This is a genomic window from Segatella copri (assembly GCF_019127135.1).
In the GTDB taxonomy this organism is placed as follows: Bacteria; Bacteroidota; Bacteroidia; order Bacteroidales; family Bacteroidaceae; genus Prevotella.
This window is the reverse complement of the sequence record NZ_JAHOEA010000013.1, coordinates 45,451-67,001: the sequence shown is the minus strand read 5'-3', so window position 1 is coordinate 67,001 and position 21,551 is coordinate 45,451. Positions and strand designations below refer to the sequence as shown.

The window sequence follows — 21,551 nt, the reverse complement described above, 5'->3', positions numbered from 1 at the left end:
TTAATCGATTTCTCCAAATATAACTTTTCTAATAGAAAAAAATGTAATAATCATGAAGGTCAAAAAAGTCATTCCAATTACAAACAACATTCTTTTTGGACCTGCGGGTTTTAAAGGTACGGAGGCACTTTGTAGCGTAGTAAAAGCTGGTGTTTGAAGTGTTAATTTTGCTCGAGCTTGCTGAACTTGAGCCTGTAACGCTGTATAATTATTATAAAGAAGCTGCATTTCATTTTCTAAGTCATTTTCTTTCAATTTATAGGATTCCAATATGATGTCATTGTTGGCATCAGCATAACTGCCATATGCTTGTCTAACCTTTTCGTATTTGATTTTGGCATCAGACCAGAGTTTCTGATAATACTCTAAATCTTTGCGTGCTTTACTTGTGCGGTAATCTGTGATAAATTGTTGTAATCTGGCTTGTACTGTATCAGTTAAAGTTGCGCAAATTAGTGGATCTTGTGCTTCTACAGAAATAGAAATCACATAGTTCTTCTTATCTACAGTACATGATACTTTATTGGCAATGCTCCTGGCTATTTGATCCTGTCTTTTGGTTAGTCTGAAAGGATTTACTATACTGCTAGTGCGACTTGTTGTATCTTTTGTTGTAAACAATATTTTTATACTATTAATCGTTTTAGTCCACCATGGATATTTTTGTTTTGTTGCAAGGTAGTCATAGTAGGTGGTGTTGATGGTCCCGTCAAGTGACTTGACTTTGACATCAAATAAGCTTGTAAGGAAATCATTAGATTCAATCAAGTCTGGATACAATTCAGGGAAAATGGCATCTTCGTTAGAAGAAGAGCTACCTATGTCGAATCCGAAAGAAGAGGCAAGTTCTCCCAAGGAACCTGAGCTAAAACTAGATAACTCTGGAGCAAGTTTAGCTGTGCTTTTGTAATGTCTAGGCACGCACATGATAATTAGGATAGATAAAATGAATGAGATAGGTAAGCCTATAAAATAAGCTTTCCTGTTTTTTATCATTGCTTTTATGATGGCTGTTACATCAATTTGTTTAACTGAATTATTATTATCCATTTTCTTCGTTATTCTTTTGTTTACTTACTCATATTAGCAATCGTAGCAATCATAGCGGCGATGCTAATGACTTATCTATGTTTCCAACTCTCAACTCCTCTTGTTTTGCTGGAGAAGTTGATGCCAAGCTTGACAAGTGTTCGCTTATCCATTGCGAAAGGAGCTGCATAGTTTTTGACTTCTATCTGTTGCAGAGCTTCTTCGGCGCTTCCATCTAATTTGCATTCGATGATGTAGATGTAGTCGGAAGTTTGAATGAGAACGTCCATCCTGCCATCACTTGTCGGTATTTCTACCTGTGTGTGGAATCCCATAATCTTAAAAATGAGATATAGGGCATTTTGGAAGTAAAGTTCTGCTTCGCCTGCTACCTGATAGCTGTTGTCCGCAAAGAAAGCGGTAAGCCGATTCATAAATTGTTCAACATGTCCTGCTTCTACATCCTTCACAAACTCATCGACCATAAAGGCAGAACGGTCACCTGCAGAACAGTATAGCGGCAGCAGGAAGTTAAGGAAACCTTCTTCCACTTCTTTGTTAGGGAAGCCTAGTAGGTATTTCTTAAACCTTTCGTCATAGCCTTTGATAGTGAGATAACCACTCTGGTATATCACAGGTATCGGATTGGTTGACAGCGAATCCACGCTGTTGATTACATCGTCTGATACCCTTTCCTTTGTCATGTCTGGCAAACGGTAGTTGTGCATTTTCAGCAAGTCAACTAGAAATGTGGGTGTGCCAGTCTCAAACCAGTAGTCTTTATAGCGAAGTCTTGACAAAGTGTTCAGTACGCTGAATGGGTTATAGATGCCTACTGTATTTTCCTCGAAATGATATCCGTCGTATCTTGCTTTCAGTTTTGCTATTGTGGCTTCTTCTGTATCGCCATTGGCTTCGGCTAATTCGTTGATACCTTCCTTGAAATTCGTAAGCAGTTCCTTCTCTGTCATTCCGCAGATGCTAATATAGCGGTGGTCCATCGAGATATCCGTCAGGTTGTTGAGGTCGCTGAACACGCTAACCTTGCCAAACTTGGTTACACCTGTGAGGAATGCAAACTTGATATACCGGTCTTGGGTCTTCAATACCGAATAGAATGCTTTCAACTGTGCACGATGTTCAGCCTGTAACTCTGGGTCACGCAGGGTCTGAAGTATAGGCTTGTCGTATTCATCGATAAGAATTACGACACCACATCCTTCTTTCTCTGCAGCTCGTGCTATCACACCCTTGAAACGAAGGGCAAGTGTGGCTTCTGACTCACGGGCTCCATATTTGTCCTCCCAATTTGTGAGGTAGTCATTAAGCACCGTATACAGGCTGTCTTTCTCTCGAAAGTTGGCTGTGTTGAGATCGATATGGAAGATAGGATATTTCTTCCATTCTGTCTCCAAGTCATATATGGCTAAGCCCTCGAAGAGTTCTTTCTTACCCTGGAAGTATGCTTCCAAAGTAGACAGAAAGAGGCTCTTTCCGAATCGGCGTGGACGACTCAGAAAGTAATATTTGCCCTCATCTGCGAGCTTGTATACGAAGTTTGTCTTATCAACGTATGCATAACCATTACGTTGCAAGTCTTCGAAATCTTGTATTCCTATAGGATATTTCATAGAATGACTCCTTTTTTATAGGGTTTGATTATTCTTACTTACTCATATTAGCAATCGTAGCAATCATAGCGGCGATGCTGCTCATGCTGGTTCCCATACTCATCATTTCGGCGGTACTCATTTTACGCTTCAACTTAGCTGGGATGACAATCTCACTGCCTGGCTGCACTTTGGCACCATGAGAGAGTTTGGCTACCTTACCGTTCATATAGATGATGTATGCCTTGCTCTTTAATGCATCTGAGGCAAAGCCACCTGCCTGATCGATGTAGTAGCTTGGCTTCTTGCCCTTTTCGTAGGCTACCGTATTGGCAAACATTACAGCACCGTTAATCTTTACCGTACCATTGTACTGAGGAATGACCAGACGGTCACCCTCGCGCAAGATGATGTCGGCATCGCTGCCTGGGTTCGCCAATGCCTCAGGAAGATCGATACCTACCGGATACTCGCTAGGTACATTGAACTTCTCTATGTTGGTGCGCTCTACATCCTTAGAGGTCTGCGAGATGGCATTGGCATTGTTGCTGCTGGCGGCAAGCTGCAGAAGGTTTTTCTGCATCTCTTCGCGCTGCATCTTCAATACTGCCTCCATGCGCTGTTTCTCTTGCTCGTTTGCTCTGCGGATGATGCGGGCTCCCTTAAGGTATGCCTGGTCGGTAGCTCCGCCTGCCTTCTTGAAGAGTTCGCTCAAGCGGGCGTTGCGACGGTCTAATGTATAGAGACCGGCAAACATAACTTCACCGGTAATCGATACGTTCTGCTGCTCTACATACGCCGGACTCTGACGAATCATTACTTCATCAAATGGCATCAGCTTGAAGCCAGGGGTGCCGTCGATAACGAAGCCGTCTTTGAGAGATAGGGTGTAGGTCTTGGCAATAACGCTGTCTGGACGTAAAGCCTTGGAATCCATTACTCTACGGCTTACCATTACATTAACGGTTGACGCCTTGTCGGTTAAGCCGCCTGCCTGAAGAACGAAGTCTTCGAGGGTCTCATTGTCGGCATATTGGTAAACTCCAGGATACTGCACTTCGCCACGGATGGTGAGGGTGCGCTCTACAATCTTTTCCTGTCGGGTAGGAATGAAGAGGACATCGTTCTCCTTCAATGGGATATCTGGAGTCTTGCCGTTCATGATGCCGGCGATGTCTACACTTATTACTTCGAGCGAGCGGTCAGACTTCATGCGGTGCATTACAGCACGGTTGGTGAATGCCTCCTCAGTCAATCCTTCGGCATGCTCTACCAGGGTGCGTACGCTGTTGATTTCTTCGCCGAGATTGTACATGCCCGGACGGAATACGGCTCCTTTCACCTCTACGGTGTTGGCGTAGCGTGGCAGGATGCTGTCTACGCTGATTGAGTCGCCGTCATCGATGCGGAAACTTGAGAAGTCGAACTCCCCAACATTATATACGGCATGTTCTCTGCCTGTCTTGCGGTTCAGTCTTACTGATTTCTTATAAGCATCGCCTGTAAAACCGCCGGAATACTTCAGAAGGGAATTGACGCTCTCGTTCTTCTTCATTTCGTAGATCATCGGGCGCTTTACCTTTCCGGAAATGGTTACGAGACAGTCGTATGGACCTACTACGATAACATCGTTGTCGGCAAGACGGACATTACCCGTCAGCTTGCCGTTCAGAATGTAGTCGTAGATGTCAACAACTGTTACCAGCTTATTATGTCTGTAAACCTTGATGTTTCGCAATGTACCCAGATCGTTGGTTCCGCCTGCCATGTAGAGGGCATGGAATACGGTGGCGAAGGCTGAGAGGGTATAGGTGCCCGGAATCTTAACCTCGCCCATCACGTTAACCATGATGGTCTTGGTCTGTCCTACAGTGAGTTTGATGCGACTTGAACGGTATCTGCTGCCCACGGTATTGCGTAGGCGGGCATTAGCCTGAGCTACGGTCAAGCCTGAAACACTGACTGGTCCATAACCCTCGATGGTTACCTCACCATCTGGCGAAACGGTACTCTCTATAGTTTTCTGTGAGGCACCATAGATGTCGATGATAACCGCATCGCCAGGACCCAGACGATAGTTCTGTGGGGTAGCGATGTTCATATTTGGCTCGAAACTGAGATCCTTGTTATTGAAAATGTCGCGGCCGAATACCTTGTTGCGCTTGATACCGAGCTCTGCCTGCATCTGTTTAATCATGGTAGCTGTATCTGGAACCATTGCATTCATCTCCTTGCTGAAGTTTGCATAGTCAGGATTACTCTCATCATAAGATGAATAGTAGCTGTCGTTCTGCTTGCTCTGGATGCGATAGTTACTATAGGTTGAAGACAGTTTCTCATTATCCTTGTTCTGGTAATCTTCTCTTTGTTTACCATTGTTGGTTCGCATTCTCTTGTTCGCAACATTTCCTGCTGCTGATGTGCTGTAGAGTTCGTTCTGTTGCGACATCTTCTGATACTTGTTGCGTACACGACGAATCTGGGAGATGTCTACGCCTTGCTGCATCAGTTTGGTAACAATCTGTGAGTTGGATGTGCCACGCTCATGTTCTTTCACCACAAAACTCATCACCTGATCGTCTGTCATGTGAGAACTCTGTGCGAAAAGTGGTCCTGAAGACAGAACCAGCGCCAGTACAAGTATGATATGTTTCTTCATTATTGTTCTATTATCTTAGTTATATTTATGTAATAACTCGAAAAAAGTGATTTTGTTGCTATAGAAGGCTGAAAAGATGTTAATAAAACCAAGAAACCCAGGGTTCAACCCTGGGTTACTGATGTTCTGAGCGAGATACGGGAGTCGAACCCGCCTCACAGGCTTGGGAAGCCCGTGCACTACCGATGTGCTAATCTCGCGAAGGAAAATACTAACTCCTTTCACAAGAAAGAGCCACGAGCGGGACTCGAACCCGCGACCCACGCATTACGAATGCGTTGCTCTACCAACTGAGCCATCATGGCTTTTTGCCCGAAAGCAGATGCAAAGGTAATGAATATTTTTTGAAATAAGAAATTATTGCCTAAACTTTTCTTGCGGTTAACTCTTATTAACTAAAGTCCGTCTGAAACTTTAGTGGGCTCATAACAAAAAAGGGACTATCCATTGTCGATAGTCCCTCTTCTGATTATAGTTTCTTGAATGTCAATTCTTCTTTTTTCGAATTCTTGCCTACCGAGATGGTGTCGCCTGGCTTCATTGTGCCATCGAGCAGCATCTCGCAAACGGAATCTTCAATGTAGGTCTGGATGGCGCGGCGGAGTGGGCGGGCGCCAAACTGCACATCGTATCCCTTCTTAGCTACCATCTCCTTTGCCTTTTCGGTAATCTGGAAATGGTACCCCAGGTCTTCTATTCTCTTGACCAGTCCTTCCAAGTCGAGGTCGATGATGCGCTTGATGGCATTGAGATCCAACTGGTCGAAGGTAATGATGTCATCAAGGCGGTTCAGGAACTCTGGAGCAAACTGCTTACTCAGGCTCTTCTGAACGATGCTGCGGGCATATTCCTTGTCTTTCTCGTCCATCGCCAATCCGCCTTTTATACCTGCAGAAGTAAAGCCGACGCCTCTGCCGAAATCTTTCAGCTGGCGGGTTCCTGCATTAGAGGTCATGATGATGATGGTGTTGCGGAAGTCGATGAGTCTGCCGTTACCATCGGTAAGTCTGCCTTCGTCGAGTACCTGTAAGAGCAGGTTGAATACCTTGCTGTTGGCCTTCTCTATTTCGTCGAGCAATACGATGCTGTATGGTTTGCGGCGTACCTTTTCGGTCAGCTGTCCACCTTCGTTATAGCCTACGTATCCAGGAGGCGCTCCTACCAGACGGGAGGTGTTGTGGCTCTCTGAGAATTCACTCATATCTATTCTGATGAGTGCATCTTTCGAACCAAACAGCTCTTCGGCGAGTTTCTGGGCAAGGTAGGTTTTGCCTACACCTGTAGGACCCAGGAACATGAATACGCCAATCGGATGGTTAGGGTCGCGCAAGCCTACGCGGTTTCTCAGAATGGTCTTTACCATCTTGTTGATGGCGTTATCCTGAGCAATCACCTTATGCTTCAGGTTGTGTTCGAGGTCTTTCAGTCGTTTGCTTTCGCCCTCAGCCATGCGTTGAGCCGGTACGCCGGTCATCATGCTGATTACGTTGGCAATGTCTTCGTCTGTAACCTCAACGTATTCACCTATCTCTCCCTGCTGCCATTGTGCCTTCATTTCCTCAATCTCTTTCTCGATTTTGGTCTGGGCATCTCTGCATGAGGCTGCCATCTCGAAGTTCTGGTTTGCTACAGCCTGTTGTTTCTTGCTGATTATCTTTTTCAGTTCTTTTTCCAGTTTGATATATGGAGCAGGAACACTTGCATTATTAATATGTACGCGCGAGCCGGCTTCATCTATCACGTCGATAGCCTTGTCAGGGAAGTGGCGGTCGGTGATATAGCGCTCTGTCAGTTTGACACATGTTTCGAGAGCCTCGTCTGTATATCTCACACAGTGGTGCTTCTCGTAATGTCCCTTGATGTTGCGCAGTATCTGCAGGGTCTCTTCGCGTGTTGTCGGTTCAACGATAACTTTCTGGAAACGGCGCTCCAGGGCTCCGTCTTTCTCGATACTCTTGCGATACTCGTCGAGCGTGGTGGCACCGATACACTGGATGACCCCTCTTGCCAAGGCAGGCTTCAGAATGTTGGCAGCATCCATGCTTCCTTCACCGGAACCGGCGCCTATCATAGTATGAATCTCATCTATGAAGATGATGATCTCCGGATGGTTCTCCAGTTCCTTGATCACATTCTTGATGCGCTCTTCAAACTGTCCGCGGAATTTGGTTCCTGCAACGATGGCAGTCAGGTCGAGACTTACCAGACGCTTGTTGAAGAACATAGGCGATGTTTCCTGGTTGTTGATGAGCTGTGCCAGTCCTTCTACGATGGCACTCTTTCCTACGCCCGGTTCACCTATTAATACTGGGTTGTTCTTCTTTCTGCGTCCCAGAATCTCGAGCACGCGCTGAATCTCCTTCTCTCTGCCCACGACAGGGTCCAGCTTTCCTTCGGCTGCAGCCTTGGTCATGTCGAAACTATATTTGTCGAGGGTAGGGGTGCTGCTCTTTTTGCGCGGAGTTCCATTTGAACGGGTAGACAGTCTCATCGGGTTCTGGTCCTTTTCCATATCGAATGGCTCTTCGTCAGGTTCCATCATGTCGTTCTGCTCGTTGTAGTCATCTTCTGCTTCAATTCCGCCTGCCATCTCCAGATTCTCTGCTTCCTCCTGCTTGTCCGCAGCAGGTGTTTCTGAATCTGGTGTTTGAGGCTCCATTTTGAAATCCTTCGGCTCTTCTGTCTTCTGTTCATCATCCTTGTCAGAAGGATAGAGCATTTCGATGGCGCGGTCGTAGTTTAAACCCAGTTGGCCAAGCCAGTTGGCTACAGGGTTTTTGCCGTTTCTCAGAATGGCAAGCAGCAGATGTCTTGGCTCTACAATCTTGGAGTGCTCATAGTTGTTTGCCTCGCGGATAGAGTCTCTGATGATACTGTCTGTTATAGGGTTGAATGGGATATGGTTGTTTTCCTTCACGTTATCGGCAGGAGCTTCTTCCATACGCCTTTCTAATTTGCTGGTAAGGACTTCGCCGAAAGCCATCGGGCTGATGTCTGCGCCCTTCAGGAGCTTGTTGACATCGCTGTCGTTCTGGCTAATCAGACTCAGCATCAGATGCTCCACGCTAATCTCGCTGCCCGATGTGCGTGCAGCTTCTTTGCTGCTTCTGTTCAGTATGTCCTGTATATGTGAAAACGGATTTATCATATTTGCTTATATTTTTTTAATCTTAGTGCAAAAGTACACATTATTTTCAATAATAGCAAATGATATGCCAACTTTTTTGCATTGTTAAAATACAAATAATGCTAAAATAATGCGATTTTTCGCCTCTAAAGCGTTTTGGTATCATTTTTTTTTGTATCTTTGTCGGGAATTTCAAAAGGGTAAAACGGCTTAGAACGCAAGGAAATGCCCTTAAACGCGATTTTCGGATAGAAAACAGGCGTTTTGAAAGTAATGAATAAACAATAATACATTAATATAAGAAATGGACGAAAATCAGACAATGGATCATGATAGAATCATGAAAATCAACATTGAGGAGGAAATGAAGTCGAGCTACATCGATTATTCGATGTCAGTTATCGTGGCTCGTGCCCTCCCTGATGTGCGCGATGGTTTCAAGCCTGTGCACCGCCGTATTCTTTACGGTATGCTCGGCATTGGAAACACCAGTGACAAACCGTATAAGAAATGTGCGCGTGTTGTAGGTGAGGTGCTCGGTAAGTATCATCCTCACGGCGACTCTTCTGTTTATGGCGCTTTGGTGCGTATGGGACAGGAGTGGAACATGCGTTATACCTTGATTGACGGACAGGGTAACTTCGGTTCTGTTGACGGCGACTCTCCTGCTGCCATGCGTTATACAGAGTGCCGCCTCTCCAAGATGGGTGAGCATATCATGGATGACCTTGACAAGGAAACAGTTGATATGACCAACAACTTCGATGATACCTTGCAGGAGCCTACCGTGATGCCTACCAAGATTCCTAATCTTCTGGTAAATGGTGGCAATGGTATTGCTGTAGGTATGGCTACCAATATGCCTACTCACAACCTGGGTGAGGTAATTGACGGTTGCTGTGCATATATCGATAATCCTGACATTGACACAGATGGATTGATGCAGTATATCCCTGCTCCTGATTTCCCAACCGGTGCTACCATCTATGGTATCCAGGGAGTGAAGGATGCATACGAAACGGGTCGAGGCAGAATCGTGGTTCGTGCTACAGCCGAGATTGAAAGTGGTGAAAACCATGATAAGATTGTTATCACCGAGATTCCTTACGGTGTAAACAAGGAGCAGCTCGTAATGGCTATTGCTGACCTTGCCAAGGAAGGCAGAGTAGATGGCATCGCTAACGTAAACGATGAGTCTGGCCGTCAGGGTATGCGTATCGTTGTTGATGTAAAGCGTGATGCTAATGCCAATGTTCTTCTGAACAAACTCTTTAAGCTGACAGCTCTTCAGAGTTCATTCTCAGTGAATTGCATCGCTCTTGTTAATGGCCGCCCACGTCTTTTGAGCTTGAAGGAGTGTGTGAAGTATTTCGTAGAGCATCGTCATGATGTTACGATCCGCCGCACCCAGTTCGAACTGAAGAAGGCACAGGAGCGTGCTCATATTCTCGAGGGCTTGATTATTGCTTGCGACAACATCGACGAGGTGGTACATATTATCAGAGCCAGCAAGACTCCATCTGATGCCCAGCGCAACTTGGAGAAGCGTTTCGAACTCGATGAACTTCAGAGTAAGGCCATCGTGGATATGCGCCTCAGCCAGTTGACAGGCTTGCGTCTGGAGCAGTTGCATAATGAATTCAACGAGTTGATGAAGACTATCGACTACTTGAACCAGATTCTGAACGATCCTGAACTCTGCAAGAAGGTAATGAAGGACGAACTCAACGAGGTGAAGGAGAAGTATGGTGACGCACGTCGCACCATGATCAAACCAGATGACCATGAGTTCAACCCAGAAGACTTCTATCCAAACGACCCAGTGGTTATCACCGTGAGTCATCTCGGATATATCAAGCGCACCCCATTGTCTGAGTTCCGTGAGCAGGCTCGTGGTGGAGTAGGTTCTAAGGGAGCCCGTACCCGTGATAAGGACTTCACCGAGTATATCTATCCTGCTACCATGCACCAGACCATGCTGTTCTTCACCAAGAAGGGCCGCTGCTACTGGTTGAAGTGTTACGAGATTCCTGAGGGCGACCGCAACTCCAAGGGCCGTGCCATCCAGAACCTCCTCAACATCGAGAGCGATGACCAGGTGAATGCATTCCTCCGTTTGAAGGGATTGAATGATGCAGAGTTCATCAACAACCATTATGTAGTCTTCGCTACCAAGAATGGTACCGTGAAGAAGACCTGTCTGGAGGCATATTCCCGTCCACGTGCCAACGGTGTGATTGCTATCAACATCGTAGAGGGCGATGAGGTGGTAGATGTTCGTCTGACAAATGGTCATAACGAGCTGATTATTGCCAACCGCAATGGTCGAGCAGTCCGTTTCGACGAGAACGAGATCCGTACAATGGGCCGTACATCTACCGGTGTTCGTGGTATGCGCCTCGATGAGGGTGATGATGCCGTAGTAGGTATGATTGTTGTCAACGATCCTGAGAAGGAAACCGTGATGGTAGTGAGCGAGCAGGGTTATGGTAAGCGTTCTGATGTACTCGATTACCGCGTTACCAAGCGTGGCGGTAAGGGTGTGAAGACACTGAATATTACCGATAAGACCGGTCGACTGGTAGCTATCAAGAACGTAACCGATGATAACGACCTCATGATTATCAACCAGAGTGGTATCGTGATTCGTCTTGCAGTAGCTGATTGCCGTGTCATGGGCCGTGCTACCCAGGGTGTGCGCCTCATCAACCTTGCTAAGAAGAATGATATCATTGCCAGCGTATGCAAGGTGATGAGTTCAGAGCTCGAGGCTTCTGTAGAAGAGGAGAGCCGTTCTGCCTGGGCAAAGAAGAGCGAGGAGATAGAGAATGATACCGTAGGTGCCAAGACAGCAGAAGAGGCTGCCGAGGCTGAGGCTCATCTCGCAGACGAAGCATCAGAAACAGAGAATGTGGACTCAAACAACGTAGATTTCGAATAAAAGAAAAGACGCGTAAAAATAAATAATAACAACTTTTAAAATCATTAAGAAAAATGAAAAAGTTTTTAGTAGCTGCAATGATGGTACTAGGTGCCACATCAGCATTCGCAGGCGATAGTGACGCTCTCAAGGCAGTCATGAAGGCTAAGACTTATGCCGAGGCTGAGGCTTTGGTTAAGCAGAATTTAGGTCAGATGGCAAACGATGCAGAGAAGGCCAAGGCTTACAACAAGCTCGTTGATCTCGCTATGAAGCAGTTCAACGACCAGCAGAGCATCCAGCAGACCAATCAGATCATGAAGAAGAACGACCCGGTAGACGAGGCTGCTATGTCTGAGGGCGCTTACAATGCATTGATCAATGCCATTGAGTGCTACAAGTACGACCAGCTTCCTAACGCTAAGGGTAAGGTTGCTCCTAAGTTTAACAACAACGCTAGCCGTGTATGGGGTGCTCGTGTTCAGCTCGTTAATGCGGGTCAGACAGCAGCCCAGAACAATAAGGCTGATGAGGTATTGAAGTATTGGGGTGCATTCCTCGATACAGACAATGAGCCTCTCTTCGCTTCTGTAGACCAGAAGCAGAAGGATGGCGAGAAGGAGTATATCGGTCAGGTTGCTCTCTTTGCAGCCCGTTATGCATACCAGGCTAAGGATGCTGCCCGTTGCGAGAAGTATTGCGACATCGCTATGAAGAGCGAGAAGGAGGCTAAGGATGCCCTCAACCTCAAGCTCTATGTGATGAAGGATGGTTTGAAGACTCACGAGGACTCTCTCGCCTATGTTAACAAGCTCAAGGATATCTTTGCAAAGGACGAGACCAATGAGGTTGTTCTCGATGGTTTGAACTCTATGTACTCTTCATTGAAGATGGAGAAGGAGCAGACTGAACTTTTGGACGCAGCTATTGCAAAGAACCCTAACAACTTCGTAGCTCTTGCTAACAAGGGTATGATGTATATCCAAAAGAACGATGCTGACAACGCTATCAAGTGTTTGAAGCAGGCTCTTGCTGCAAAGGAGGATAACGTAGTTGTTCTTACTTATCTGGGTGCTTGCTACAACAGCAAGGCTGGTAACTTGCAGGATCCTAATGGCCGCAAGGTTGTTTACCAGGAGGCTATCAAGGTTCTCGACAAGGCTAAGCAGCTCGATCCAGAGAAGGCTCAGGCAAACTGGGGTTACACCCGTTACCAGGCTTACTATGGCTACTATGGTCCTAACGCAGCAGAGACCAAGCAGGCTGAGGCTGAGAGCAAGTAAAGATTGAACTTCAAATAAGTATTTGATTCTCATATGGGGATGTCACCTAGTGTGACATCCCTTTTTTTTGTTTCTTTGAGATAGTGAATTGTTCTCAGTTTTACCAATATATTGATCAGGATATGACTATAGTTTTTTATGACAAATACCCTGCTGAGAATCACATATTTTCATCCTGCTTTTATTTTGCTGTGAATATTGAAAATATGATAGAAAATCACAATGTCTTGATAAACAGAAAGTTATGTAGCTGTTGGTAAACGCCTTTTGCAGTGATTCTTTAGTTGTACGGCTAAATGATCTATAGTTGTACGACCATAACTCTACGGTTGTACGACTATAGGTGCTATAGTTGTACAACCATAGCTCTACAGTTGTACGACTATAGGGGTTATAGTCGTACAACTATAGATTTTTCTTTCTTTGAAAACCAGGTAATGTGGCAAATGAAGTGCTTAATAGCTCTATTTCTATCTCTAGATTGTATAGTAATCAATATCAAAAATCCGGTTATAAGTTTTTACAAAACAGATAGATAAAACCATCTGCGAGTAATGTTGGTTTGCTGTAGGCGCCCATCAGCTGGTCTACGCATGCACAACAGGTGTTGTGCGAGCGCATATCAGCTGTTATGCAAGCGCACAACACCTGTTGTGCGGCCTACGGAGTTAACTTCTCCGATAACCTATACTATCTTTTCCGACAACTTCATCTGTCTTTTCCGAAAACTTCTTCCGTATTCTGCGATTGTATCTTACGCATTATCCTTTGATATCATACGCTTGCGTGTATTTCTATTCCAAGTAGTTTCTGTTCCTCCACCAGGTTAGTGAGTGAACTGGTTGGGTCTAAAGCTCCAAATACTACATTGTCAGCGATGCTGATGATGTATTTGTTCCTAGCCAAAGCACTTTGCTTGGAGTTGCGGGGAAGATGGGAGAGGGAGATAATAAGAGCTTCGTTGCTGTCGATGGCTGATTGCATTTCGGCAGGCAGCATCTTATACATTCTTCTAGCCAGCACGATGATGACTGGGATGTGGCGCTTCAGGAGAAGTTGCAGTACATCCTTTTCCAGTTTTGTCTGGAATCCGCTGATGATGCAGGAATCCTTAGGCACACTTGTAGCCCAGTCGAAACTTTTAAGGATGTCTCGACTTGTAGTCTTGCTGGAACAGAGAAACGCTGTCTTGGGGCGTTCTAGCAAGTCCAGGTTTCCTATATGGGATAGTATTTCTGGCATATAAAGAATTTATATTTATAACGATGCAAAAATACGAATAATCCGCTGAAAATCAAAGAAAATAATAACCTTTTTGCAGATTTGTCTGGAAATATTTGGTATTTTGAAAACTTCTGTGTATTTTTGCACAAAAATTAATATTAAAATAAGATATAAGTAAACAAGAAAGGAGTAAATTATGAAGAAAAAGAAATTAAAAGTATTCGCTCTTCCTATTGAGGAGTTTGAAAAGAAATATCCTGTTAGCTATTCGATAGTAGTACCAGGAATTCCTGAGGGACATGTGGCAAAGGTAGTTTCTGTACGCCCTTGCTAGACTTTTATAATCTCTGTAGATATGCAAAAGATTAGTAAGAAGCATCCATGTAGAGTAAATACAATCCAAACAGATTGCGTTATTACTCCTTTTTTTGAAAGAAAGAAGGGGGTATTGGTATCAGGATGCGAGGTAGAATCTACTGTTTGGGATACTGGAGCTACCAATACGATTATTTCGTCAGCCGTAATTGATGCTTTGGGATTAAAACCTGTTCGACAAACACAAATCGAGGGTGTCGGAGGATGCATGGACTCATCTGTTTACAAAATAAACATTTATGTAGATGGATGTTTGGAATTCACAGGTATTGAAGCATTGTCTGGTGACATTGGGGATTATGATGTTATCATAGGAATGGACATTATAACTTTAGGTGATTTTGTTATTACAAACAAAGATGATCAAACTTGGTTTGCTTTTCGTTATCCTTCTAGTGAGCATATCGAGTTTTAAAATGATACAACGAAGACTCCCTGTTCAGCTCATCGCCCATACGATACTTAATGTCGTAGTTGATAATGAAGTCGAGCTCTTCTTCTGTAAAGCCGTAATGCTTTGCCAGAAGCTTATCGATTTCGTCGATGATGGGCTTGGATTTGCTGATATGATATTCATATATATCCCCATTTGCCCTGCTATCATATCTCGTTATTCTATTCTCTTTGTATGACGCAGATATAATATCTTTTTCAAGGTGTTCAACTTCCTTGATAGACACAGGATATTCATTGATGTGCCAGTTTCCAAAGTGCCAACAATCAGATATAGTCGAGTAAAATACATAAAATAGAGATGAATTTAAGATTTGGAAGACTTGATTTGAGTATTTGTCTTCACAATAAACCATCTTATATGATTTTATGGGTGTTAAGTATGGGATAAAATTAAAGGGGAAAATCCAATACGTTTCTCCATAATCCTTATAATATAATTGTACCCCATCACTTGATATAACACTATTGATATCTTTTTTCTTTGAATGAAGCTTTTTCCAAATATTTTTATGCAATCCACTTCCTATTTTAGGTATCAAATGCTCTCTGGCCGTATCAATAATGGCTTGTTCAAATTTTAAAGTTTTGAATAGGGTTTCACTATTATTGGTTCTTAAATACTTGGTTGTAAACACTTTTGTTTTGTTTGAATTCGAAAAGTGACAAATAGAGACACGTTGTGAAACACCTTCAAATAGCGATCTTGGTCTTATCGCATGATTTGTGATGTATATTGTATTATATTGATTGATAACATACATTCTTAATAATTCATAGTCACGTATTGATGTAAAACTCATTGGCACAATGAGACTACATCTTGAAGCTTGTGCATTTAAATTATAGAATCTTTCAATGCAATATGCATATAAGTTAGAATATCTATTTTTATATCCCTCTAAAGAGTAATTAATCTTTCTTGTTTCCACATACGGCGGATTGCCAATGATAACATCAAAGCCACCATTGCTATGCATGATATGATAATACTCCGCCAGCCAATGGAAAGGCTGGTGGCTGGAGAGCCATTCTTCATACGAAATGCTGGCATCTGATACCATTGAAGAAAAAAGCTTATGGTTCAGCAAGTCGTTAAGTCCTGAAAGCTTTGCCTTGAGCTGCATTTTAGACTCCTTAAACTCGCTTGCCTCTTCCTGCGAAGTAAGTTGAAGGTCCTTGAACTGCTCGTAGGCGCGAGCCACAACCTCCATCTCCAATTCTACCTTGTCCTTGAACTCCTGTTTAGCAAACATGTCGCCATAATTCAAGTCATTATCCAATTCCTTTTCCGTAGCATATCCCACCAAAGTATTGCCGCAACGAATATTGAAGTCGATATCCGGTAACGGATCCAGGCCAAGATTATCAAGTCTTGGATTTACTTCCACTACCGCTACCATCTTCAGGAACAGACGCAGCTTGGCAATCTCTACAGCCTCTTCCATGATATCAACGCCATAGAGGTTGCGGAGAATGATGCTCTTATAGATAAAGTACTGAATGTTACTGCGATACTTCTTGCTAATCTCTTCAAGTTCAGCTACGAATAACTTCTCGTTCTTCTGGTGGAACTCCTCCATGCGGGTAATGCAGATTTCATACAATGGTTCCAGGATGTTCATGGCTGCAAACAGAAAGGCGCCACTGCCGCAGGTAGGGTCTAGGATAGAGACGTGCTGCATGGCATGATAGAAATGCTCTACCAAGAGTTGGTCTTCTGTATGTAACAATAAATCGTATGTAAACTGACGGATATCGAGATTGTAGGTGATGAAATCGTTGATTTCGTGAATCTCGCCAGCAGTAATCTTCTGCAGCAAATCATCGCAGCGCTGGAATCGCTCGATGGTTTCTCGCCATATCTCCGTAGGTAGATTGAATGGCTCTGGTGTGCGCTCGTTCCAATGACTTCTGCGCTCCAGAAGTTGTGGTTGGGTGGTATCCACACCTTCTGCTATCTCGCCCGGGATGAGCGAGAGCCAATCTGCAGTATATCCGTGCTTCACGGCATCATAGATGTATTTGTCGCCGCTCTGCTGCAAGGTTTGCCAGATGTATCCCTTTTCCTTGAAATCCTTCTCAGAGGTGGTCTTCTTAACGCTGTCGAAAAGGAAGGGCAGGATGCAGTTCTTGCCTATGTATTCCGTAATGTCTTCTTTGGTGTAGTAGGCTCCCATCTGGGCACGGTCGTTGATGTATTGCTCAAAAATGTAGCCCAGCACGTCGGGGTTGATGTCTTTGCCCGATGCTGTGATGCGGGTATCCAGATGCCAGCGCCATTTATCGAAGAAATCGAAGAGGTGAAGGAACGCCTCATCATCGATGTCAATATCCTTGAACATCTTCTCGATGTCGTGAAAATCGAACATGCCTCCGTTCAGATAGGGTATGCGGCCATATTTGCTGAGAAATGCTTCGTTACGCTGGTGCCCATTCAGCCCTTCATGAAAGAGGTGTATCAGGAAACCCTTGTAGAATGACTGGAAGAATTCGTTCTCGCCACGCTCTCGCTGCACCATGCTGAGTTTGTCTCGCAGATAGTTCTCGTTCATATCCAGGAAACCTTTCTTCTGGATAAAATAACAGAACATCAGGCGGTTGAGCATCACGGATGCATACCATTGCTTCTCCTTGTTCTTCTTGTCGTCGGCTATCTCGTCGTTGATGCCTGTGATATATTTCACAAACTGGGTATGCTCTTTCTTGAATCCTGCGTAGAAATCCTTGGTTATCTTCTCTGAATTCACCATGAAGGCTCCCTGGATGCGCTGCTTCACATCCATGATGGTGGTGTCTTCGTTAAGATCGAAGCTCAGGTCGGGAATCTTGGTGTAAAGAAACTCTGCCTGGGCAACGCTGGCATACTCGATGGTTACGATGTCGCGCTTTTCCACTTTGTTTACCGGGGCAACCCACTGGTGATGGAAGCCCTGCTGCTCTATGTAGATGCAGATGTAGTCATGAGCCTGTTGGCGCAGTTTGATGTCTATCTTCTTGCAGGTTGAAGCTGTCGGTATCTTCTCTACCAGGCAGGTAAGTATTTGGAAACCATTGCGCTCGGCAATGGCCTCCATCTCGTAGTCTATTTCGTCGATGTGGGACACAAGGATGTCTGTCATGCCCTTGGGGTTGTTCCATCCCATTTCTGTGACGAACAGTTCTTGGAAACTGGCTTCCTGTATATATTGGTTGAATTCTTTTCTTGTCATGTCATGTTTTGTCTTGAATTGTTATGAATGAGATTCTCTCCATCTCAAACCCATCGAACAGATGATTTTCGGCTCTTTGTTGGAGTTGGTATCTTCGTCGATGATGCAGAGTTGGTTATTTTTGCGCATGTCGAGCACATACTCCACCAGGTCATCGTTGCTCACGTTGTTCTGTCGCATCATTCTTCCCAGATTAAACTTGGCGGTTTCCTGGAGCGGATAGTTGTAGATGTCGTTGATGGCATATTTCAGCTCTTCCTTGTTCTCGTCGGAGAAGAAGAGATCTACAGGCTTTTCGTAATATCGCTCCAATCGCTGGATAATCTTGTAGCGGGTACTGAATCTGCTGCCCAGAATGCCGCCTACATGCGTGTTCTCGTCACCGATGTTGTCTATGGCTTTCTTCACCAGGTCGTAATGATGGTCGGCTGGTTCCACATTGGGCTCGGCGGCATCGCATTCCATGGCCTGGAGAATGCGCTTCTGCGACTGGCTCACGATTTCGCCCTTGCTGTTGTACCAGGAGAGCACATCGAATCCGCTTCGGGTCTGGGCATAGGTGATGACGCCATCGTTCAGTCTGTCGGTAGTAGCCTTGGTGGCATTGATCATGTTGCTCAGGTGTGGGATGATGCGTTTCAGTTCGGGTTTGGCATCGGTGGCATTCTTCCATATCTGGTATGCCTGTGAAGCCAGGTCCACATCGTTGTCGTCCACATCGTCGAGCGAGCCGCTTTTTTCATTATACATATCTCGCAGGTTTTGCTCGTTGCCCTCGAAGAACACCTCGTCGCTTCCCACTACGTTGGCTGCCTCGTTGATGCGGTCGTTCAGGCGCTTACGCAGGTTGATAACCTGTTCCACACCATCGGCAGGGAAGAAGGAATAGCAGTCTATGTGGTCGCTCTGCTGTCCGATACGGTCCACACGTCCGGCTCTCTGAATGAGTCGGATAATCGCCCATGGCAGGTCGTAGTTGATGATGATGTGCGCATCCTGCAGATTCTGACCTTCGCTCAGTACATCGGTGGCGATGAGGATTCGGCTCTGCTGGTCGGCAGGATAGCTTTTCTCGTTGCTCACTGGCGAGAAATGTTCCACGATGTTGGTGGTGTTCTTGCTGTCGCCCGTAGCGATGTCTATCCGTTTTACATTCTTCTTGCGGAGTTGGCGGCAGAGATACTTGGCGGTGTCGGAGTACTGGGTGAAGAGCACTATCTTGTCTTTCGGATAGGTTTCTGTTACGAGCTTGTACAGTTCGTTGAGTTTCTGGTCTTCCTTCGTTTTCCATTGTCCGCAGAGCTGAATCATCTTGATGATGCATTGGCAATCTTTCTTGAGATTCTGCTTGAGTGTTCGCTTGAAGTACTTGCTGTTGAGCCAGTTTACATTATTCTTCTGCATCAGCAGTTCATAGTGTTTTTTGGCTTTCTGCTCGTAGTATTCCATGTCGGTAGGGATGATGAGGTCATCGCTGTCCTGGTTATCATCACCCATATCAAACATTCCGTTGGCATCTTCATCTTCCATGAAGTCATCGGGTAGGGAGTTCTCATCGCCGATGGGCAGATTGAGTTTGTTGTCGATGGCATAGAGGAAGATGGCGTTGCGCAGGATGTGGCGCTTCAGGGTGAGCAGGAAGGCGAAACCGCTGCTGTCCATTCGCTTGAAGAAGGTGCTCTTGCAGAATCCCATGATGCGCTGACCAGCTTTTGAGAGGTTCTCGATGAGCTGTTTTTCGGCTCGGGAGGCTTCTTCTGCCTTGGCTTCATTCAGATATTTGGTAAGCCCATAGCGTGGCAGCAGCAGTTCTTCCATCATCGCTACCATTTTTTCTGAATAGAGGCGGCTATACTGGTCGCCCTGTTGTGTCTTGAACTTCAGGGCTTTCGGTATGCGGTCGGGGAAGTACGACTTGCTTCCATCCGGGAACTGCAGGTATTTCCGACCATTGCTCTCGTCTGTTAAGGCAAAGTTATCTTTAATGAAGGTGCGGGTGCGGCGAACCAGGAAGAGCTTCATCAGTTCGCTCCAATCATCAGTCTTGTCGCTTTGTTCAAATGATTTGATGCTGCGGATGTGGATGTCGCTATGCTTGCGCTGAAACTCTCGCTCGCCTCCCAGACTTTGGATGTAAGCTTCTGGGCGGATACCAAGATCCTGGTCGTCGCTCAGGAAAAGCTTCAGCTGGTTGGCCAGGTCGGAGAAATCCTTGTTATATGGAGTAGCGGTAAGCAGCAGGGTTTTGCAATCCAGTTTATGAATCAATTCCTGGATGTTGTGATATCGTTTTCCGCTGCTGTTGCGCAAGTTATGGCTTTCATCTACGATAATCAGTCGGTAGTTCCAGGTGTTCTCCACATCAATGGGTTTCTGCATCGAGACGATGTCTGCCTTCAGATCGTATTTCTGTTTGTATTTAGCCCACATGTCCTGTAGGTTGGCTGGACAGATGATGAGGGTGCTGCTGGCGTACGTCATCTCGTAGATTTTGGCGATGGCGCAGGCGGTGATGGTCTTTCCCAAACCCACCACATCGCCTATCATGGCTCCGTTTCGCTTGTCGTTGTTAAGATGCTTGGCTGCTATCTTTACAGCATTCTGCTGGAAATCGAAAAGGGTGTTGCGGAATTCGGGCGGAAGCGTGAACTCCTTGATGCCCGAACGTGCTTCCTGACTGAGATGATACACCGTCTTGAGATAAATATAATAAGGTGGAATATCTTCTTCGCCTGCCCAACTGTTGTCGATGGCATCAATCAGTTCTTTGGTGATGTCGATGCAGAACTTGTCGTTCCATCTTGCATCAAACCATTCTGAAAGTTTCTCTGCACTGTCGCTATCGGCAAACTCTGCATTCAGCTCTCCCTGTCGGGTTAATCCGGAGTAGGTAAGGTTACTGCTACCCATGATGGCCTGGATGGGGTTGAAGTTGTCGTCTGGCCGATATGCGAGATAGAGTTTGGCATGCAGGGGCTCTCGAAGATAGAGCCTGACGCATACTTTCTCTTCTTTCATTTGTGCGGAGAGTCGGCGGAGCGTCCATTCGTCGTTTTTCGACGGGAGTCCAAGCAGGAGCTGCTTCTTGAAGTCTCGGGCAATGGCTATTCTGCATTTCTGCACATACTCGGCATCGGGCAGTTGTTTCTTACCGGAATAGAGACTTCGAACGAGGTCTTCGTCTGGTCGGTGCATGCCGATAAGGAGTCGGCAGGTGCGGAATATGCGGTCGTTCTGTTCATATACGAAATCACCGGATAGCTGGTCAACCTCATTGACTATAAGGTTCCAGCCGCGCAGGTTGAAGTAACCCACGCAGAAATCAACGCGTTTTACGCCCACGTTGGAAATAATGCCCTGGAGCCCATCGGTGAACTTGGTTTCCAGGTTGTCATAGATACGAGCCATGTGATTGCTGTTTATAGGGTACAACAATCTCTAGCAGTTTCAATCTTTAGATTTGTTTGCATAATTGGTAGGAGCTTTAAATCTTGTTACTGAAATCTGTAAATTCTCAAAATGTCTTTTCGAGGGAATAAAAAGAGCGTACCCTCCACCTTGTTGTATCTCTAAACAAGGCAGCTCCTACCACAGATGGCCTAAAGTGTGAAATACAAAAGGAGAGGATACGCCATATCTAGGCGCATCCATTCTCACTT

Annotated in this window: 11 protein-coding genes and 2 tRNA genes; 4 read left to right on the top strand and 9 right to left on the bottom strand. The window is 45.3% G+C overall.

All coding sequences use genetic code 11. The features are described from left to right. From KSW37_RS05495 to KSW37_RS05470, 6 genes are all read right to left on the bottom strand, one after another. Positions 1-1,050, bottom strand: a complete 1,050-nt coding sequence (locus tag KSW37_RS05495; RefSeq protein WP_217313573.1) for a chain-length determining protein — start codon at positions 1,048-1,050, stop codon at positions 1-3. A gap of 71 nt (positions 1,051-1,121) precedes the next feature. Then, complete coding sequence (locus KSW37_RS05490; protein ID WP_217313572.1) at positions 1,122-2,660, bottom strand: ATP-binding protein; 1,539 nt, start codon at positions 2,658-2,660, stop codon at positions 1,122-1,124. 34 nt (positions 2,661-2,694) lie between these two features. Then, the gene (locus KSW37_RS05485) at positions 2,695-5,298 is read right to left on the bottom strand and encodes an SLBB domain-containing protein (RefSeq protein WP_217743433.1); all 2,604 of its coding nucleotides are present in this window, start codon (positions 5,296-5,298) and stop codon (positions 2,695-2,697) included. 129 nt (positions 5,299-5,427) lie between these two features. Next, positions 5,428-5,498, bottom strand: a tRNA-Gly gene (locus KSW37_RS05480). Between the two features lie 32 nt (positions 5,499-5,530). Next, positions 5,531-5,603: transfer RNA gene (locus KSW37_RS05475), tRNA-Thr, on the bottom strand. A 164-nt stretch (positions 5,604-5,767) separates the two neighbouring features. Further along, positions 5,768-8,446, bottom strand: coding sequence for an ATP-dependent Clp protease ATP-binding subunit (locus tag KSW37_RS05470; RefSeq protein WP_217743432.1), 2,679 nt, complete (start codon positions 8,444-8,446; stop codon positions 5,768-5,770). 283 nt (positions 8,447-8,729) lie between these two features. On the opposite strand from KSW37_RS05470, the gene gyrA reads away from it, so the two are divergent. Beyond that, positions 8,730-11,366 (top strand): DNA gyrase subunit A, encoded by a 2,637-nt coding sequence (gene gyrA / locus KSW37_RS05465; protein ID WP_217743431.1) that lies wholly within the window; start codon positions 8,730-8,732, stop codon positions 11,364-11,366. Positions 11,367-11,419: 53 nt separating this feature from the next. Beyond that, entirely contained in the window at positions 11,420-12,628 is a 1,209-nt protein-coding gene (locus KSW37_RS05460; RefSeq protein WP_217743430.1) for a hypothetical protein, read from the top strand. A 774-nt stretch (positions 12,629-13,402) separates the two neighbouring features. Here KSW37_RS05460 and KSW37_RS05455 read toward each other — a convergent pair. Then, entirely contained in the window at positions 13,403-13,870 is a 468-nt protein-coding gene (locus tag KSW37_RS05455) for a hypothetical protein (protein WP_217313567.1), read from the bottom strand. 178 nt (positions 13,871-14,048) lie between these two features. Here KSW37_RS05455 and KSW37_RS05450 point away from each other — a divergent pair, with 178 nt between their 5' ends. Further along, positions 14,049-14,186 carry a hypothetical protein gene (locus KSW37_RS05450; protein ID WP_217313566.1) on the top strand — a complete coding sequence of 46 codons (138 nt, stop codon included), beginning with the start codon at positions 14,049-14,051 and terminating at the stop codon, positions 14,184-14,186. Between the two features lie 21 nt (positions 14,187-14,207). Continuing rightward, positions 14,208-14,642, top strand: coding sequence for a retroviral-like aspartic protease family protein (locus tag KSW37_RS05445; protein ID WP_119227437.1), 435 nt, complete (start codon positions 14,208-14,210; stop codon positions 14,640-14,642). On the opposite strand, the gene KSW37_RS05440 is transcribed toward KSW37_RS05445, so the two are convergent. Both KSW37_RS05440 and KSW37_RS05435 read right to left on the bottom strand, forming a co-directional pair. Then, complete coding sequence (locus KSW37_RS05440) at positions 14,620-17,892, bottom strand: Eco57I restriction-modification methylase domain-containing protein (RefSeq protein ID WP_217313565.1); 3,273 nt, start codon at positions 17,890-17,892, stop codon at positions 14,620-14,622. The two genes, KSW37_RS05445 and KSW37_RS05440, sit on opposite strands and share 23 nt — an antisense overlap. A gap of 21 nt (positions 17,893-17,913) precedes the next feature. Further along, a complete protein-coding gene (locus tag KSW37_RS05435) occupies positions 17,914-21,300 on the bottom strand; it encodes a helicase-related protein (protein WP_217313564.1) in 3,387 nt (1,128 codons plus the stop codon). Positions 21,301-21,551 lie beyond the last annotated feature (251 nt).

What these genes read in the sequence shown, in the direction of transcription:
- KSW37_RS05460 (WP_217743430.1), top strand. Translation starts at nt 11,420, where the DNA reads ATGAAAAAGTTTTTAGTAGCTGCAATGATGGTACTAGGTGCCACATCA.
- KSW37_RS05450 (WP_217313566.1), top strand. Translation starts at nt 14,049, where the DNA reads ATGAAGAAAAAGAAATTAAAAGTATTCGCTCTTCCTATTGAGGAGTTT.
- KSW37_RS05445 (WP_119227437.1), top strand. Translation starts at nt 14,208, where the DNA reads ATGCAAAAGATTAGTAAGAAGCATCCATGTAGAGTAAATACAATCCAA.
- KSW37_RS05440 (WP_217313565.1), bottom strand. Translation starts at nt 17,892, where the DNA reads ATGACAAGAAAAGAATTCAACCAATATATACAGGAAGCCAGTTTCCAA.
- KSW37_RS05485 (WP_217743433.1), bottom strand. Translation starts at nt 5,298, where the DNA reads ATGAAGAAACATATCATACTTGTACTGGCGCTGGTTCTGTCTTCAGGA.
- KSW37_RS05470 (WP_217743432.1), bottom strand. Translation starts at nt 8,446, where the DNA reads ATGATAAATCCGTTTTCACATATACAGGACATACTGAACAGAAGCAGC.
- KSW37_RS05495 (WP_217313573.1), bottom strand. Translation starts at nt 1,050, where the DNA reads ATGGATAATAATAATTCAGTTAAACAAATTGATGTAACAGCCATCATA.
- KSW37_RS05455 (WP_217313567.1), bottom strand. Translation starts at nt 13,870, where the DNA reads ATGCCAGAAATACTATCCCATATAGGAAACCTGGACTTGCTAGAACGC.
- gyrA (WP_217743431.1), top strand. Translation starts at nt 8,730, where the DNA reads ATGGACGAAAATCAGACAATGGATCATGATAGAATCATGAAAATCAAC.
- KSW37_RS05435 (WP_217313564.1), bottom strand. Translation starts at nt 21,300, where the DNA reads ATGGCTCGTATCTATGACAACCTGGAAACCAAGTTCACCGATGGGCTC.
- KSW37_RS05490 (WP_217313572.1), bottom strand. Translation starts at nt 2,660, where the DNA reads ATGAAATATCCTATAGGAATACAAGATTTCGAAGACTTGCAACGTAAT.